General features: G+C 71.8%; 17 protein-coding genes. 4 read left to right on the forward strand and 13 right to left on the reverse strand.

The genetic code is table 11. The features are described 5' to 3' along the window. Positions 1–107: 107 nt before the first annotated feature. The 4 genes from ACFYX0_RS01105 to tsaB are packed head-to-tail and all read right to left on the reverse strand — an operon-like array spanning position 108 to position 2,632. On the reverse strand, positions 108–365 hold the full coding sequence (locus ACFYX0_RS01105; RefSeq protein WP_388964979.1) for a hypothetical protein: 258 nt from the start codon (positions 363–365) through the stop codon (positions 108–110). After that, the gene (gene tsaD / locus ACFYX0_RS01110; protein ID WP_388964981.1) at positions 362–1,459 is read right to left on the reverse strand and encodes a tRNA (adenosine(37)-N6)-threonylcarbamoyltransferase complex transferase subunit TsaD; all 1,098 of its coding nucleotides are present in this window, start codon (positions 1,457–1,459) and stop codon (positions 362–364) included. The genes ACFYX0_RS01105 and tsaD overlap by 4 nt, the downstream gene beginning before the upstream one ends. Then, entirely contained in the window at positions 1,452–1,982 is a 531-nt protein-coding gene (gene rimI / locus ACFYX0_RS01115; protein ID WP_388964983.1) for a ribosomal protein S18-alanine N-acetyltransferase, read from the reverse strand. Before rimI ends, tsaD begins: the two co-directional genes overlap by 8 nt. Further along, positions 1,979–2,632 (reverse strand): tRNA (adenosine(37)-N6)-threonylcarbamoyltransferase complex dimerization subunit type 1 TsaB, encoded by a 654-nt coding sequence (gene tsaB / locus ACFYX0_RS01120; RefSeq protein WP_388964986.1) that lies wholly within the window; start codon positions 2,630–2,632, stop codon positions 1,979–1,981. Before tsaB ends, rimI begins: the two co-directional genes overlap by 4 nt. A 179-nt stretch (positions 2,633–2,811) precedes the next feature. On the opposite strand from tsaB, the gene ACFYX0_RS01125 reads away from it, so the two are divergent. Continuing rightward, positions 2,812–3,357 (forward strand): hypothetical protein, encoded by a 546-nt coding sequence (locus ACFYX0_RS01125; protein ID WP_355909357.1) that lies wholly within the window; start codon positions 2,812–2,814, stop codon positions 3,355–3,357. Between the two features lie 68 nt (positions 3,358–3,425). Here the strand turns inward: ACFYX0_RS01125 and ACFYX0_RS01130 are convergent, their stop codons facing one another. The 8 genes from ACFYX0_RS01130 to ACFYX0_RS01165 form a co-directional block, all read right to left on the reverse strand. Continuing rightward, the gene (locus ACFYX0_RS01130; RefSeq protein WP_388964988.1) at positions 3,426–3,623 is read right to left on the reverse strand and encodes a hypothetical protein; all 198 of its coding nucleotides are present in this window, start codon (positions 3,621–3,623) and stop codon (positions 3,426–3,428) included. A gap of 258 nt (positions 3,624–3,881) precedes the next feature. Next, positions 3,882–4,412 (reverse strand): tRNA (adenosine(37)-N6)-threonylcarbamoyltransferase complex ATPase subunit type 1 TsaE, encoded by a 531-nt coding sequence (tsaE, locus tag ACFYX0_RS01135; protein ID WP_388964991.1) that lies wholly within the window; start codon positions 4,410–4,412, stop codon positions 3,882–3,884. After that, positions 4,381–5,610 carry an alpha/beta fold hydrolase gene (locus ACFYX0_RS01140; RefSeq protein WP_388964993.1) on the reverse strand — a complete coding sequence of 410 codons (1,230 nt, stop codon included), beginning with the start codon at positions 5,608–5,610 and terminating at the stop codon, positions 4,381–4,383. Before ACFYX0_RS01140 ends, tsaE begins: the two co-directional genes overlap by 32 nt. Positions 5,611–5,704: 94 nt before the next feature. Further along, positions 5,705–6,868: an alanine racemase gene (gene alr, locus ACFYX0_RS01145; protein WP_388964996.1), complete on the reverse strand. Its 1,164-nt coding sequence runs from the start codon at positions 6,866–6,868 to the stop codon at positions 5,705–5,707. Positions 6,869–6,976: 108 nt separating this feature from the next. Beyond that, positions 6,977–8,410: an NAD(P)H-hydrate dehydratase gene (locus ACFYX0_RS01150; RefSeq protein WP_388964998.1), complete on the reverse strand. Its 1,434-nt coding sequence runs from the start codon at positions 8,408–8,410 to the stop codon at positions 6,977–6,979. Between the two features lie 43 nt (positions 8,411–8,453). Continuing rightward, entirely contained in the window at positions 8,454–8,825 is a 372-nt protein-coding gene (locus tag ACFYX0_RS01155) for a holo-ACP synthase (protein ID WP_355909375.1), read from the reverse strand. A 9-nt stretch (positions 8,826–8,834) separates the two neighbouring features. Beyond that, complete coding sequence (locus ACFYX0_RS01160) at positions 8,835–9,245, reverse strand: hypothetical protein (RefSeq protein ID WP_388965001.1); 411 nt, start codon at positions 9,243–9,245, stop codon at positions 8,835–8,837. Between the two features lie 69 nt (positions 9,246–9,314). Next, on the reverse strand, positions 9,315–10,232 hold the full coding sequence (locus tag ACFYX0_RS01165) for a hypothetical protein (RefSeq protein ID WP_388965004.1): 918 nt from the start codon (positions 10,230–10,232) through the stop codon (positions 9,315–9,317). Between ACFYX0_RS01165 and ACFYX0_RS01170 the strand changes: the two genes are divergently transcribed. Continuing rightward, positions 10,216–10,644 (forward strand): hypothetical protein, encoded by a 429-nt coding sequence (locus ACFYX0_RS01170; RefSeq protein ID WP_388965006.1) that lies wholly within the window; start codon positions 10,216–10,218, stop codon positions 10,642–10,644. The two genes, ACFYX0_RS01165 and ACFYX0_RS01170, sit on opposite strands and share 17 nt — an antisense overlap. 58 nt (positions 10,645–10,702) lie before the next feature. On the opposite strand, the gene glmS is transcribed toward ACFYX0_RS01170, so the two are convergent. Beyond that, on the reverse strand, positions 10,703–12,550 hold the full coding sequence (gene glmS, locus ACFYX0_RS01175; RefSeq protein WP_388965009.1) for a glutamine--fructose-6-phosphate transaminase (isomerizing): 1,848 nt from the start codon (positions 12,548–12,550) through the stop codon (positions 10,703–10,705). A gap of 239 nt (positions 12,551–12,789) precedes the next feature. Here glmS and ACFYX0_RS01180 point away from each other — a divergent pair, with 239 nt between their 5' ends. After that, positions 12,790–13,011 carry a hypothetical protein gene (locus ACFYX0_RS01180; protein WP_388965012.1) on the forward strand — a complete coding sequence of 74 codons (222 nt, stop codon included), beginning with the start codon at positions 12,790–12,792 and terminating at the stop codon, positions 13,009–13,011. A gap of 147 nt (positions 13,012–13,158) precedes the next feature. Beyond that, complete coding sequence (gene coaA / locus ACFYX0_RS01185; RefSeq protein WP_355909395.1) at positions 13,159–14,127, forward strand: type I pantothenate kinase; 969 nt, start codon at positions 13,159–13,161, stop codon at positions 14,125–14,127. The last annotated feature ends 12 nt before the right edge of the window (positions 14,128–14,139 follow it).

The raw sequence follows: 14,139 nt of genomic DNA on the forward strand, positions 1-14,139 counted from the left end.
CCGGAAGCGGCGGGGCCTGTCCCCGCCTCTCACCTGTGCGTCGATCGGACGGCGCCCGGATCGACATGGTCGCCGGAATTCTTCGAAGATTTTTTTCTCGGGGCCGTTCAGCCGCCGTCGACCGACTCGAAACGCCAGCGGTGCACCGCGCGGGTCACCAGCTCGCCGTCCGGCTCGGGCAGTTCGGGGAGGGTGGCGGCGAGGTCCGCGTCCCACCAGGTGATGACGAGCACCCGGTCCTGGGGAGCCCGGAGGGTCTCGCGCCGCAGCGGCGCGGGCACCAGCTCCTGGGCCCGCGCCCAGGCCAGCAGGTCCTCGCCCCGCCCGGCCACCGCCCGGGCCTCCCACATCAGCGCGACCGTCACGAGTACAGGTTCTCCTTGCTGATCTCGTGGACGTGGTCGTGGGCATGCGCCTGGCCGGGCACATGCGGGTCCGTCACCGGCAGCGACGAGTCCGCCGACAGATCCCAGTCCGAGGCGGCCCGTCCGCGGGCGACCATCTCCGCGCCGAGCGCGGCGACCATCGCGCCGTTGTCGGTGCACAGCTTGGGACGGGGCACCCGAAGCCGGATGCCGGCCGCCTCGCAGCGCTCCTGGGCCAGGGCGCGCAGACGGGAGTTGGCCGCCACTCCACCGCCGATCATCAGATGGTCGACGCCCTCGTCCTTGCAGGCCCGCACCGCCTTGCGGGTCAGCACGTCCACCACCGCCTCCTGGAAGGAGGCCGCCACGTCACGCACCGGGACCTCCTCGCCCGCCGCGCGCTTCGCCTCGATCCAGCGGGCCACGGCCGTCTTCAGGCCGGAGAAGGAGAAGTCGTACGCGGGGTCGCGCGGACCGGTCAGCCCGCGCGGGAACGCGATCGCCTCCGGGTCGCCCTCCCGGGCGTACCGGTCGATGACCGGGCCGCCGGGGAAGCCGAGGTTCAGCACGCGGGCGATCTTGTCGAAGGCCTCGCCCGCCGCGTCGTCGATGGTCGCACCCATCGGCCGTACGTCCGCGGTGATGTCGGTGGAGAGCAGCAGCGAGGAGTGCCCGCCGCTCACCAGCAGCGCCATCGTCGGCTCGGGCAGCGCGCCGTGCTCCAGCTGGTCCACGCAGATGTGGGAGGCGAGGTGGTTCACGCCGTACAGCGGCTTGCCCAGGGCGTACGCGTACGCCTTCGCCGCCGAGACGCCGACCAGCAGCGCACCGGCGAGCCCGGGCCCGGCGGTGACGGAGATGCCGTCCAGGTCCTTCGCGCTCACCCCCGCTTCCTGCAGCGCGCGGTCGATGGTCGGCACCATCGCCTCCAGATGTGCGCGGGAGGCGACCTCCGGGACCACGCCGCCGAAGCGCGCGTGCTCGTCGACGCTGGAGGCGATGGCGTCCGCGAGAAGGGTGGTGCCGCGGACGATGCCGACGCCGGTCTCGTCGCAGGAGGTCTCGATCCCCAGGACCAGGGGTTCGTCAGCCATTGTTGTCGGTTCCTCGTGCTGAAGGGGGGCCCGCAGCGAAGCCGCTGTCGGGCGAGGTGGTCAGGCGCATCACCAGGGCGTCGACGTTTCCCGGCTGGTAGTAGCCGCGTCGGAACCCGATGGGCTCGAAGCCGTAGCGCTCGTAGAGCTTCTGTGCGCGCACGTTGTCGACCCGGCACTCGAGCATCACCTGGGCGCACTCGAACGCGGTGGCGGCCCGCAGCAGTTCGGTCAGCAGCCGTCCGCCGAGTCCCGTGCCCCACAGGCCGCGGGCCACAGCGATGGTCTGGATGTCGGCCAGGTCGCCCTGGGCGGCCAGCCCCGCATAGCCGACGATGCGCTCGCCGTCGACCGCCACGATGTACCGCCGGGTCGCCTCCGCTCCCCTGGCGTGCGCGAGCTCGGACCAGAACATCCCCCGCGACCAGGCGTCCTCAGGGAAGAGCTCCTTCTCCAGCTCCAGGACGGGGTCGATGTCCCACCAGCGCATCTCGCGCAGCACAGGTGTCACGGGCCCGGTCACTTGGGGGTGACCACCTTGTAGTTCTTCGGCACCTGCGCGTCGGGGCGGCGCAGATACAGCGGGCGGGGCGCGACCAGTTCCTCGCCCGCCGCCAGCCGCTCCGCCGCCAGGGACGCGAGCGCGGCCGCCGAGACATGCTCGGGCTCATGGGCCTGCGGGAACGTGTCCGGGTACAGCAGCGCGCCGGCGCCGACGGCGGGCAGGCCCTCGACCTGCTCCGCGATGTCCGCGGGACGGTCCACGGCGGGGTCGGTCACCCGGGTCCGGGCGTTGTCGTACCGCGCCCAGTAGACCTCCTTGCGCCGTGCGTCGGTGGCCACGACGAAGGGCACCTCCAGGTCGGAGGCGTAGGCGAGACCGTCGAGGGTGCACACGCCGTACACGGGCACCCCGAGCGCGAGACCGAAGGTGTCGGCGGTCATGAGACCGACACGCAGCCCGGTGTAGGGGCCGGGGCCCACGCCCACGACGATGCCGGTGACGGCGTCGAGCCGGGTGTCCGCCTCGGCGAGGACCCGGTCGACGGCAGGCAGCAGCAGTTCCCCGTGCCGCCGCGCGTCGACCTGGGTGGACGAGGCGACGACGGACGTGCCGTCGTGCAGGGCGACGGTGACGGCGGGGGTGGCGGTATCCAGAGCGAGCAAGAGCACGCAAACAGCCTACGGCGCCCGCGCCCGACGCACGGCCGGGCCGGTCCGGCACGCGCCTGCTGCTACCGTCACAGCGAAGAAGTACGACGGATCGATCAACGAACGGATACGTCGTCGTACGAGTGGTGGTCCGAGCGACGCACTGCTTCCGCGTGCGGGGGTCGAGAGGTGGGCACAGGGTGGCTAGGAGCAGCTCGGGAATCGTGGCCGGGCTCACCGTGGCGGCCGTCGCCATGGTCGGTTTCCTCGCCTACCAGGCGTCGGCGCACGTGCCCGACACGCTGGGGAAGCCGCAGGTGAAGAGCTCGGCCCCGGCCAAGCCTCCCCGGGCCAAGAAGAACCCGGCGGCGCTGCCCGCAGCCTCCGGCACGGGCGAGCGGGTCGTGTACGCGCTCGACGACGACCGGGTGTGGCTGGTCGGCCAGGACAACAAGGTGCAGCGCACGTTCAAGGTCACGCCGGGGACGGTGGACCCGCTGCCGGGCACGTACAAGGTGACCACCCGGACCGCCGCCGGAAACGGTTCGGACGGTACGGCGGTCGAGCACATCGTGCGATTCGCGATGAACCAGGGCGTGGTGATCGGCTTCAGCGCGGCCGTGGACGGTACGACGGCCAAGCCCGACGCCTCGAGGAAGCTGGGCGGAATCCGCGAGTCCCGTGCGGACGGCACGGCGGTGTGGGAGTTCGCGACGACCGACGAGAAGGTCGTCGTCGTCCCGTAGGGACCTTCATCGGCCTCTTCGGGCTTCTTCGGCTACGCGCGGGCCGTGCTCCGGCGCTCTCGGGGGCTCTACGCGGCCCTGCGGGGCGCCTCGGTCACCTCGGTCCCAGGGGTCGCCGGGGTCGCCTTCGGTGCGGGATCCGGGTCGCGCGGCGGGGTCGAGACGGTCTTCGCCGCGGCGCACGCCGCCAGCAGGTCCCGCATCGACACTCCGGCCGCCCCGGCCGCGACACGCCGCGGCGCCTCGTCGCGCTCTGAAGCCGGCATGGACGCCTCCTGGACTCGCCGGGGCGGGCGTGGTTAGGCAGCCCTAACCACGGACTCATGTCCATGTGACCACGCCCGGCACCTGCGGCGCAACACCTTGCCGACGAGTTGTCGGCATGTTCGACCGAAAATACGAACGCGCGTCCCGCGGCCCTGAGAGGCCTCTCAGGGCCTGGGCGGGGGCGGCTTCAAGGCTTCGGTGGGGGCGGCCTCAGGGCTTCGGTGGGGGCGGCTTCAGCGCTTCTGGCGGGTGCGGCCTCAGGCCGACAGGACGGCCAGGTCCACCGTCGCCCAGCGGTGTCCGATTCCCGTGAGGGTGACGTGGCGCACCTCGTCCGTCGTGTCCCCCACCGCCCGGTGGATGACCACGTGCAGCCGGTCGTCCGTCAGCTCCTCGACCTTGCCCTCGCCCCACTCCACGACGACCACGGAGTCCGGCAGCGAGACATCGAGGTCGAGGTCCTCCATCTCGTCGAGCCCGCCGCCCAGCCGGTAGGCGTCCACATGGACCAGCGGCGCGCCGTCCACGAGGGACGGATGCACCCGGGCGATCACGAAGGTCGGCGAGGTGACCGCGCCGCGCACCCCGAGCCCCTCACCGAGGCCGCGGGTCAGCGTGGTCTTGCCCGCGCCCAGCTCGCCGTTCAGCATCACGAGGTCGCCGGCGCGCAGCAGCTTGGCCAGACGGCGGCCCAACTCCTGCATCTGTTCGGGGGAGGTGACGGTGAACTCGGCGGTGACGCCCGGCAGCGGGGACTCAGCCGGGCTGTGCGGTGCTGGTGCTTCCATAGCCCCCCACGGTAGCCCCTGCGGGGACCGCTCCCGAGCGTGTCAGGAGGTCGGCGAGGCGGTCGGTGACGGCCTCGGGGTGCTCCAGCATCACCAGATGTCCGGCGTCCGGCACGAGCACGAGCTCGGCGTCGGGCAGCAGATCGGCGATCACCTCGCTGTGCTCGCTCGGTGTCACCAGGTCCTGGACCCCGGCCAGCACCAGCACCGGAAGATCGGCGAAACGGGCCAGAGCCGTGGTCTTGTCGTGGTCGGTGAACGCCGGATAGAACTCGGCGACCACGTCGATCGGCGTCGCCTCGATCATCCGCTCGGCGAACCGGGCGACGGCCGGGTCGACGTCACGGGAGGCGAACGAGTACCGCTTGATGATCCCCGCGAACAGGTCGGCGGTGGCCCTGCGCCCCCTCTCCACCAGCTCGGCCTGCTGCCCCAGCGCCTTCAGCACCCCGGGAAGTATGCGACGTATAGCGTTGACGCCCGCGATGGGCAGTCCGAAGTTGACCTCGCCGAGCCGCCCGGGCGAGGTGCCGACCAGGGCCACGCCGACGACCCGGTCGCGGATCAGCTCGGGGAACTGGTCGGCGAGGGCCATCACCGTCATGCCGCCCATCGAGTGCCCGACGAGGACGACCGGCCCCTCGGGCACGGCCGCGTCCAGCACGGCCTTGAGGTCGCGCCCGAGCTGGTCGATGGAGACGGGTGTGCCGTCCGCCTGGGCGAGCCCGCGCCCGGAGCGGCCGTGGCTGCGCTGGTCCCAGTAGACGGTCCGGACGACGCCGCGCAGGGCGGCCCGCTGGAAGTGCCAGGAGTCCTGGTTGAGGCAGTAGCCGTGGCTGAAGACGACGGTGACCGGGGCCGGGGCCTTACGGCCGAAGAGCCTCCGGCGGCGCGGTGCGGGACCGCCCTCCGGCTCCGCGTCGTCGACCTCGTAGTACAGCTCGGTGCCGTCGTCCGCGTAGGCCTTGCCGGGCGTGCCGCGGAGCGTTCCGTAGGGGCCGGTCGAGTCGAGGGCGAGCCGGGCCTTGCGGCGCATGCCTCGGCCGACCGTCATCCGTTCGAGGGCGACACCGGCCGCGGCGCCCGCCGCGACCACGCCTATCGCGGCGCCGGCGATGCCGGCGAGGCGCCAGTTCCCGGTCGTGACGGCGGTGGCGCCCGCGACAGCCTCCACGGCCTCCGCGCTCGTCTCGCTCACGTCCCCCTCCTCCTCGCCGGATGCTCCGCCCGTACTGCTCTGGGCGGTGGCTCCGCTCGTCCCGCCTACGTCTGCCCCGGATCACCCGTGTGGGTTACCCGTCCTGTTCTGTCTTCACATTTACGTAGACGCGGGGCACGCGGGTTCCGATCCGGGTCACGATTTCGTAAGCGATGGTCCCGGCCGCCTGCGCCCAGTCCTCGGCGGTGGGCTCGCCGTGGTCGCCGGGACCGAACAGAACGGCCTCCGTACCGGGCGGGGGTTCGTCGCCGCCCAGGTCCACCACGAACTGGTCCATGGCGATCCGGCCAGCGGCCGTACGGAGCTTGCCGTCGACCAGGACCGGGCCCGCGCCGGAGGCATGGCGCGGAATGCCGTCCGCGTAGCCGACCGGGACCAGGCCGAGGGTGGTGGTGCCGGGGGTGGTGTAGAGGTGGCCGTAGCTGACGCCGTGGCCGCCGGGGACCTGCTTCACCAGGGCGAGCGAGGCCTTCAGGCTCATCACGGGGCGCAGTCCGAGGTCGGCGGGAGTGCCGAGTTCGGGGCTGGGCGAGAGGCCGTAGACCGCGATCCCCGTGCGGACGAGGTCGAAGTGCGCCTCGGGCAGGGTCAGCGTGGCGGGCGAGTTGGCGATGTGGCGCACCTCCGGGTGCACGCCCTGGTCCTCGGCGTACGCCACCATCTCCCGGAAACGGCCCAGTTGTTCCTGGATGGAGGGGTGGCCGGGCTCGTCGGCGCAGGCGAAGTGCGACCACAGGCCCACGACGGTGAGCAGGCCGTCCGCCTCGGCGCGCAGGGCCTCGGCGACGAGTTCGGGCCAGTCCGCGGGCTGGCAGCCGTTGCGCCCCAGGCCGGTGTCGGCCTTGAGGTGGACCCGGGCGGGCACGCCCGCGGCGGCCGCGGCCTCGCGCAGTTCCCCCAGCGCCCACAGACCGCTCACCGAGACGTCGACATCGGCCTCGATCGCCCGGCGCCAGGGGCCGCCGGGGGTCCAGAGCCAGCACAGAACGCGCCCGGGCAGACCGGCCTCACGCAGGGCGAGGGCCTCCTCGGGGGTGGCCGTGCCGAGCCACTGGGCACCGGCCTCCAGGGCCGCACGGGCGCACGGGACGGCCCCGTGGCCGTACGCGTCCGACTTCACGACGGCCATCAGGGCCGCGCCGGGCGCGAGGGCACGCAGGGCACGCACGTTCGCCCGCAGGGCCGCAAGATCGATCTCGGCGCGGGCACGCAGGGGTGGTGTCTCAGAACTCGTCATCGCGCCACCAGTGTCTCAGAGGCCTCCGACAGCGCTCCGGCACCGGTACGGTCTCGCGCGGCGGCAGGGCGAACGCCCCTGTGGCAGGCGCCGAGAGGGCGGCCCGTCTCAGCTCCGTACGTCCCGCCACGCCTCCGGGATGGCGTTCGCCACGTCATGGGCGCCGGCGGGGGCGCCGTCCGCCGCGTAGCGGCCTGCGAGACCGTGCAGATAGGCCGCCGCACTGCCCGCGTCCCGCGCCGTGAGACCGGCCGCGAGCAGCGAGCCGGACAGCCCGGACAGCACGTCCCCGCTGCCCGCGGTCGCGAGCCACGGTGTGCCCGTGGCGTTCACCCGCACCGGCCCGCCCTCGGGATTCGCCACCAGCGTGGTGGAGCCCTTGAGCAGGACGGTCGCCCGGTACCGGGCCGCCAGTTCCCGCACGGCCGTGAGCCGGGCGCCCTCCACCTCCTCGCGCGACACGCCGAGCAGCGCGGCCGCCTCACCGGCGTGCGGGGTCATCAGCGTCGGTGCGCTGCGGCCGCGTACGGCGTCCCGGTCGGCCAGCCGCAGCCCGTCCGCGTCGACGAGCACCGGCACGTCCGCCTCCAGGACCTCCGCCACCGTCGCCGCGTCGTCCCCCGCGCCGGGGCCGACCACCCACGCCTGCACCCGCCCGGCCTTCGCGGGCCCCCGGTCGGACACCAGCGTCTCCGGGAAACGGGCGATCACCGCGCTCCCGGCGGGCCCCACATACCGCACGGCCCCGGCCCCGCCCCGCAGCGCGCCCGCCACGGCGAGCACGGCCGCGCCGGGGTAGCGCGCGGAGCCGGCGGCGATGCCGACCACTCCGCGCCGGTACTTGTCGCTCTCCGCCTGCGGCAGCGGCAGCAGCGCCGCCACGTCCGCGTGCTGCAGCGCCTCGAGTTCCGCCTCCTGCGGCAGGTCGAGCCCGATGTCGACGAGGCGTACGGAACCGGCGTACTCCCGCGCCGGGTCGATCAGCAGGGCCGGTTTGTGGGTACCGAAGGTCACCGTGAGGTCCGCGCGGACCGCCTCGCCGCGCACCTCCCCGCCGTCCGCCTCGACCCCGCTCGGCAGATCGACGGCGACGACGGCCGCGCCTGACCGCTCGGCGAGCGTGGCGAGCGCGGCGGCGTCCGGGCGCAGTCCACCCTTGCCGCCGATGCCGACGATGCCGTCGACGACGAGATCGGCCCGCCGGATCAGCTCCTCGGCGGCCGGCGAAGGCTCGGTGACCGAGCCGCCCGCCCTCCGCAGGGCGGCGAGCCCGCCCTGATGGGCGCGTTCGGGCGACAGCAGTACGGCCGTGACCCCCGCCCCGCGCCGGGCGAGCCGTGCCCCGGCGTACAGGGCGTCACCGCCGTTGTCCCCACTGCCGACCAGCAGCACCACCCGGCTGCCGTACACCCGTCCGAGCAGGTCCGCGCAGGCCGCGGCCAGTCCCGCGGCGGCGCGCTGCATCAGCGCCCCCTCCGGAAGCCGTGCCATGAGGGAACGCTCGGCAGCCCTGACCGTCTCCACGCTGTACGCAGTACGCATACCGTCGAGTCTCCCCCACCGCCGTCACACCATGACGGAGGCTCTACCCCTCGGCCACGACCACCGCCGAGGCCACACCGGCGTCGTGACTGAGCGACACGTGCCAGGTCTGAACGCCGAGTTCCGCCGCGCGGGCCGCGACCGTGCCCTTCACCCGCAGCCGGGGCTGCCCGCTGTCCTCGACGTAGACCTCGGCGTCGGTCCAGTGCAGCCCGGCGGGCGCGCCCAGGGCCTTGGCGACCGCCTCCTTGGCGGCGAACCGCGCGGCCAGCGAGGCGATGCCGCGGCGCTCGCCGTTCGGAAGCAGCAACTCCTCGGGAAGGAAGACACGTTGGGCCAGCCCGGGCGTACGCGCCAGCGACGCCCGGAACCGGTCGATCTCGGCAACGTCGATCCCCACTCCGATAATGCTCACCCAGGCACTTTACGACCCACCCGCCGACCGCCGGCCCGGCTCCCCGGCGACCACATCGGTCTCGTGCGTCGCGGTGACGGCCCGATCGAGAAAGCGGGTGAGCGCATCCGGGTCGACGCACAGATTGAGCCCCCGGTGGAGATCCTTGGAGAACCCGACACCGCGCGTGTCCAGAACGCGCAGGGCGGCTGCCGCCCAGGCCGAGCGATACCCGGCGGCGAACCCTGCGGCCCACTGCTCCGGGGGATCCACTCCCGCCGTGACGGCGCGGATCCGGGCCGCCTCCTCAAGGGGAAGAACCCCACGCTGCCTGAGCCTCTCCAACCCGAACCAGAAGTCGCCCGCCACCTTGGGCACGGGGATCCCCAACGCGAGACACGTCGTCGTGAACCGGTAGAGGTCGAACAGCTCAGGCGACACGTCCTGCTCACCCTCTTGCTGACTTTCCTGCCGGTCGTCTAACCGGCTGTCCTGCTGATCGGCCAATGCTCAGCCCTGCCCAGGTCCGGCACCCGGACCCTCGGGGTCCTCGGCGAACAGATCCCCGGCCGCGGTGGCTGTCAGGGAACGGTCGAACCAGAGGGCGAGGGTGTCGAGGTCGGTGCACGAGGTGATGCGCTCCCGCGTCTCCTCGGGTACGGGGACCCCGTGCTTCTCCAGGACGCGGAGGATCAGCGAGGCACGGTCTTCGACCTTGCCTTCGACCTTCCCTTCGGCCTTTCCTTCGGCTTTTCCTTCGGCTTTTCCTTCGGCTCTTCCTTCGGCTCTTCCTTCGGCTCTTCCTTCAGCCTTGCCTTCGGCCTTGCCTTCCAGGTAGGCGGTTTCGCGGACCGTTCCTCGGCCGGGGAAGTAACTGACGAACGACATGATTTCCTTCAATTTCTGTCCGGCTGGGGTGTTACCCAGGCTGATTTCCAGGAAGTCGATGAAGTAGTCGGCGGTCTCGGGGTCCGTGTCCCGGATCTCCTCAAGGGCGGCTGTGAGTGCCCTCAGTATGGCCTCGCAGTCGGCGCTGCGGGCGTGTGCCAGGGCGGAGAGCACCGCCAGGGCGAGGTTCTTCGCCGCGGTCCTCATGTCGGTGATCTTCGGCAGGTTGTCCGGCCTCGCGACCAGCGGATACGTCCGCTGAGCCGTCCAGCCGCGCGCAGCGCAGTCGAAGGGGCCGCTCGCCCACTTGGCCGTGGTCGGGTCCTGGCACACCACGAGAAGCAGCACAGGCAGGCGGAACTTCGCCCGCAGGTAGGCGACGTAGTACGCCCAACTGAACGCCTTCTCCTCGTCCTTGCCGGACTGCGACTCGATGGCGAGCAGGAAGTCCCCACCGTCGGACGGGCCGACACGCAGCACGGTGTCCACGCGTCGCTCCAGTGGCCGGGCTTCCGTCACGTCCGTGGTGACGGCGTCCACGGTCGCCTTGGCGGACAACGGGACACCCAGCACCCCGAAAACGGGGACCCTGTTCCGGGATGTCACGGCCGAGCGGATCGCGGCGCTGGACGCCGCCGTCCCCGCCGCCGCGGTCGTAGCCCTGCCGGCCCGCGACCCGGAACGGATCCTGCGGCCGCGCGAGCGCGAGACCCCCGTGCCGGAGAACGGGCGCGGTGCGGACAAGAAGGCGTCCGCCCGGAGACTGCCCGTCTGGTTCATCCTGCTGGTCGTGGCGGAAGTCGTGCTGGGCCTGGGCTTCCTGGTCGCGGTCCTGACGGGGGACCCGGCCCACCTGGCCTGGTACTACCTCCTCCGCGCGGTCATACCGACCATCGTGGTGGTCCGCCTCACCCGGCGGGCGTACCACCGCGCGACGAGCGGTCGCCGCTGACTCCGGTCCGCCCCGGCACCCGGGCCGGGGCGGACCGGCCCCACGCCCGAAACGCCCTCTACTCCACGGTCACGGACTTCGCCAGGTTGCGCGGCTGATCCACCTCGTTCCCCCGCGCCGTCGCCAGCTCACAGGCGAACACCTGCAACGGGACCGTCGCGACCAGCGGCTGAAGCAACGTCGGGGTCGCCGGGATGCTGATCAGATGGTCGGCGTAGGGCGTCACCGCCTCGTCGCCCTCCTCCGCGATCACGATCGTGCGCGCGCCCCTCGCCCGGATCTCCTGGATGTTCGACACGATCTTGTCGTGCAGGACCGACCGGCCACGCGGTGACGGCGCCACGACCACCACCGGCATGTCCTCCTCGATCAGCGCGATCGGCCCGTGCTTCAACTCGCCCGCCGCAAAGCCCTCGGCGTGCATGTAGGCCAGTTCCTTCAGCTTGAGGGCGCCTTCGAGGGCCACCGGGTAGCCCACGTGTCGGCCCAGGAACAGCACGGTGTTCTTCCCGCTGAGCGAGCGCGCCAGCTCCCGTACCGGCTCCATGGTCTTGAGGACCCGCTCGACCTCCTGGGAGATCTTCGACAGATCGCGGATCACGGCCCGGATCTCGTCGCCCCACTTGGTGCCGCGCACCTGCCCCAGATACAGGGCCACCAGATAGCAGGCGACGAGCTGCGTGAGGAACGCCTTGGTGGAGGCCACCGCGACCTCGGGCCCGGCGTGCGTGTACAGCACCGCGTCCGACTCGCGCGGGATGGTCGAGCCGTTGGTGTTGCAGATCGCCAGCACCTTGGAGCCCTGCTCACGGGCGTGCCGGAGCGCCATCAGGGTGTCCATGGTCTCGCCGGACTGCGAGATGGCGACGACGAGCGTGCGCGGGTCGAGGATCGGGTCCCGGTAGCGGAACTCGCTGGCCAGCTCCACCTCGCACGGGATGCGGGTCCAGTGCTCGATGGCGTACTTGGCGATCAGCCCGGCGTGGAAGGCGGTACCGCAGGCCACGATCACGACCTTGTCGATCTCGCGCAGCTCGGCGGTCGAGATCCGCACCTCGTCCAGCGTGAGCGAGCCAGCCGCGTCGATCCGGCCGAGCAGGGTGTCGGCGACCGCCTTGGGCTGCTCGGCGATCTCCTTGAGCATGAAGTAGTCGTAGCCGCCCTTCTCGGCGGCCGAGGCGTCCCAGTCGACGTGGTACGAACGGACGTCGGCCGGACGGCCGTCGAAACCGGTGACCGTCACCCCGTCCCGGCGCAGCTCCACCACTTGGTCCTGACCCAGCTCGATCGCGGAACGGGTGTGGGCGATGAAGGCGGCCACATCCGAGGCGAGGAAGGCCTCACCCTCGCCTACGCCCACCACGAGCGGGGAGTTGCGCCGTGCGCCCACGACCACGTCCGGGTCGTCGGCGTGCACCGCGACCAGCGTGAACGCGCCCTCCAGCCGCCGACACACCAGCCGCATCGCCTCCGCGAGATCCGCGGTGGCGGAGAATTCCTCGGCGAGCAGATGCGCGACAACCTCGGTGTCCGTCTCGGAGCCCAGGGCGTGGCCCCGCTCCTCCAGTTCGGCCCGCAGCGTCGCGAAGTTCTCGATGATGCCGTTGTGGACGACGGCGACACGTCCGGCGTTGTCGAGGTGGGGATGCGCGTTGGCGTCCGTGGGGCCACCGTGGGTGGCCCAGCGGGTGTGGCCGATCCCCGTACTGCCGCTCGGCAGCGGCCGTTCGACCAGCGCCTTCTCCAGGTTCACCAGCTTCCCGGCCCGCTTGGCGGCGGCCAGGCCGCCGTCCGCGAGCACGGCGACGCCTGCCGAGTCGTAACCCCGGTACTCCAGCCGCTTCAGCCCCGCCACGACAACATCGAGCGCCGACTGCGGCCCCACGTATCCCACGATTCCGCACATGTGCCGCAGCCTACGGTCCGTTCGGCGCCCCGACCTCCCGAATCCTGCCCGAAATCGGAAATACCCACTGGCGTACGAACGCCACATCAACCCGCACCCACACCGACCGGAACCCGAGCCAGGGCCACCGCCACTCCGAAGAGAGGCCGGAATCCGGCCAACCTTGCCGAACACCCTGAGGCTCACCTGACCACCCCTCACAACCAGAACACAGCCTTCACGTCCCCTCCGCACGTGCGGTGGTCACGCATCGACCCGGCCGGCGCGACTTCGCCATCGGCCGTTTCGGTCTGCCGATGCTCGCGGCCGTGTTCTTCGGGACGGACGGGCGGTACGAGGGCACCGTGCAAGAGAACATCGAGAGAGTCGACGCCCAGCGCGCCCGCCATAAAGCAATCGCTCAAATATTCGACTACAGCGCTGATCACGTCGCCGATCGGCTGCCCCCTTGCCCCCTGTGATCCGCAGTGCCCGCCTCCGCCACGCTCTCCGGATCCGCCCCCGCTCCCCCGGCCACATCGCGTCACGCGCTCCCGGCGTGACGCACCCCACCCCGCCGCTCGTTCAAACTCCGTTAACAATGGACTGTGATCTCTCCGGTCTCCTCGATGCCCCGGAGCGCCCACCGGCCCAGGCCGGAGGCGACTCCCTACGTCGACCTCACCCGCGCCGAGTGGAGCGCGCTGCGCGACAAGACGCCGCTCCCCCTGACCGCCGAGGAGGTGGAGAAGCTCCGCGGCCTCGGTGATGTGATCGACCTCGACGAGGTGCGGGACATCTACCTCCCGCTGTCCCGGCTCCTCAATCTCTACGTCGGCGCCACGGACGGTCTGCGCGGCGCCCTGAACACCTTCCTCGGCGAGCAGGGCTCCCAGTCCGGGACGCCGTTCGTGATAGGCGTGGCGGGCTCCGTGGCCGTCGGCAAGTCGACCGTGGCCCGGCTGCTCCAGGCCCTGCTGTCCCGCTGGCCCGAACATCCCCGGGTCGAGCTGGTCACCACCGACGGTTTCCTGCTGCCCACCAAGGAACTCCAGGCCCGCGGGCTGATGTCCCGCAAGGGCTTCCCCGAGTCGTACGACCGCCGCGCACTCACCCGGTTCGTCGCGGACATCAAGGCCGGCAAGGACGAGGTGACGGCCCCGGTCTACTCGCATCTGATCTACGACATCGTCCCCGGCCAGAAGCTCACCGTCCGCCGGCCGGACATCCTCATCGTCGAGGGCCTCAACGTGCTCCAGCCCGCCCTCCCCGGCAAGGACGGCCGCACCCGCGTCGGTCTCGCGGACTACTTCGACTTCAGCGTGTACGTCGACGCCCGCCCCGAGGACATCGAACGCTGGTACCTCAACCGGTTCAAGAAGCTCCGTCAGACCGCCTTCCAGAACCCGTCGTCGTACTTCCGCAGGTACACCCAGGTCTCCGAGGAGGAGGCCCTCGACTACGCCCGGACGACCTGGCGGACCATCAACAAGCCCAATCTGCTGGAGAACGTCGCCCCGACCCGCGGACGCGCCACGCTGGTGGTGCGCAAGGGTCCGGACCACAAGGTGCAGCGGCTGAGCCTGCGCAAGTTGTAGACCTGAATGCGC

This window comes from Streptomyces sp. NPDC002573 (assembly GCF_042889625.1).
GTDB classification, from domain to species: domain Bacteria; phylum Actinomycetota; class Actinomycetes; order Streptomycetales; family Streptomycetaceae; genus Streptomyces; species Streptomyces gibsoniae.

Bases quoted from the DNA above. Each gene is read 5' to 3' on its own strand.
- tsaD (WP_388964981.1), bottom strand. From the start codon at position 1,459: ATGGCTGACGAACCCCTGGTCCTGGGGATCGAGACCTCCTGCGACGAG.
- ACFYX0_RS01130 (WP_388964988.1), bottom strand. From the start codon at position 3,623: ATGCCGGCTTCAGAGCGCGACGAGGCGCCGCGGCGTGTCGCGGCCGGG.
- tsaE (WP_388964991.1), bottom strand. From the start codon at position 4,412: ATGGAAGCACCAGCACCGCACAGCCCGGCTGAGTCCCCGCTGCCGGGC.
- alr (WP_388964996.1), bottom strand. From the start codon at position 6,868: ATGACGAGTTCTGAGACACCACCCCTGCGTGCCCGCGCCGAGATCGAT.
- ACFYX0_RS01150 (WP_388964998.1), bottom strand. From the start codon at position 8,410: ATGCGTACTGCGTACAGCGTGGAGACGGTCAGGGCTGCCGAGCGTTCC.
- glmS (WP_388965009.1), bottom strand. From the start codon at position 12,550: ATGTGCGGAATCGTGGGATACGTGGGGCCGCAGTCGGCGCTCGATGTT.
- coaA (WP_355909395.1), top strand. From the start codon at position 13,159: ATGCCCCGGAGCGCCCACCGGCCCAGGCCGGAGGCGACTCCCTACGTC.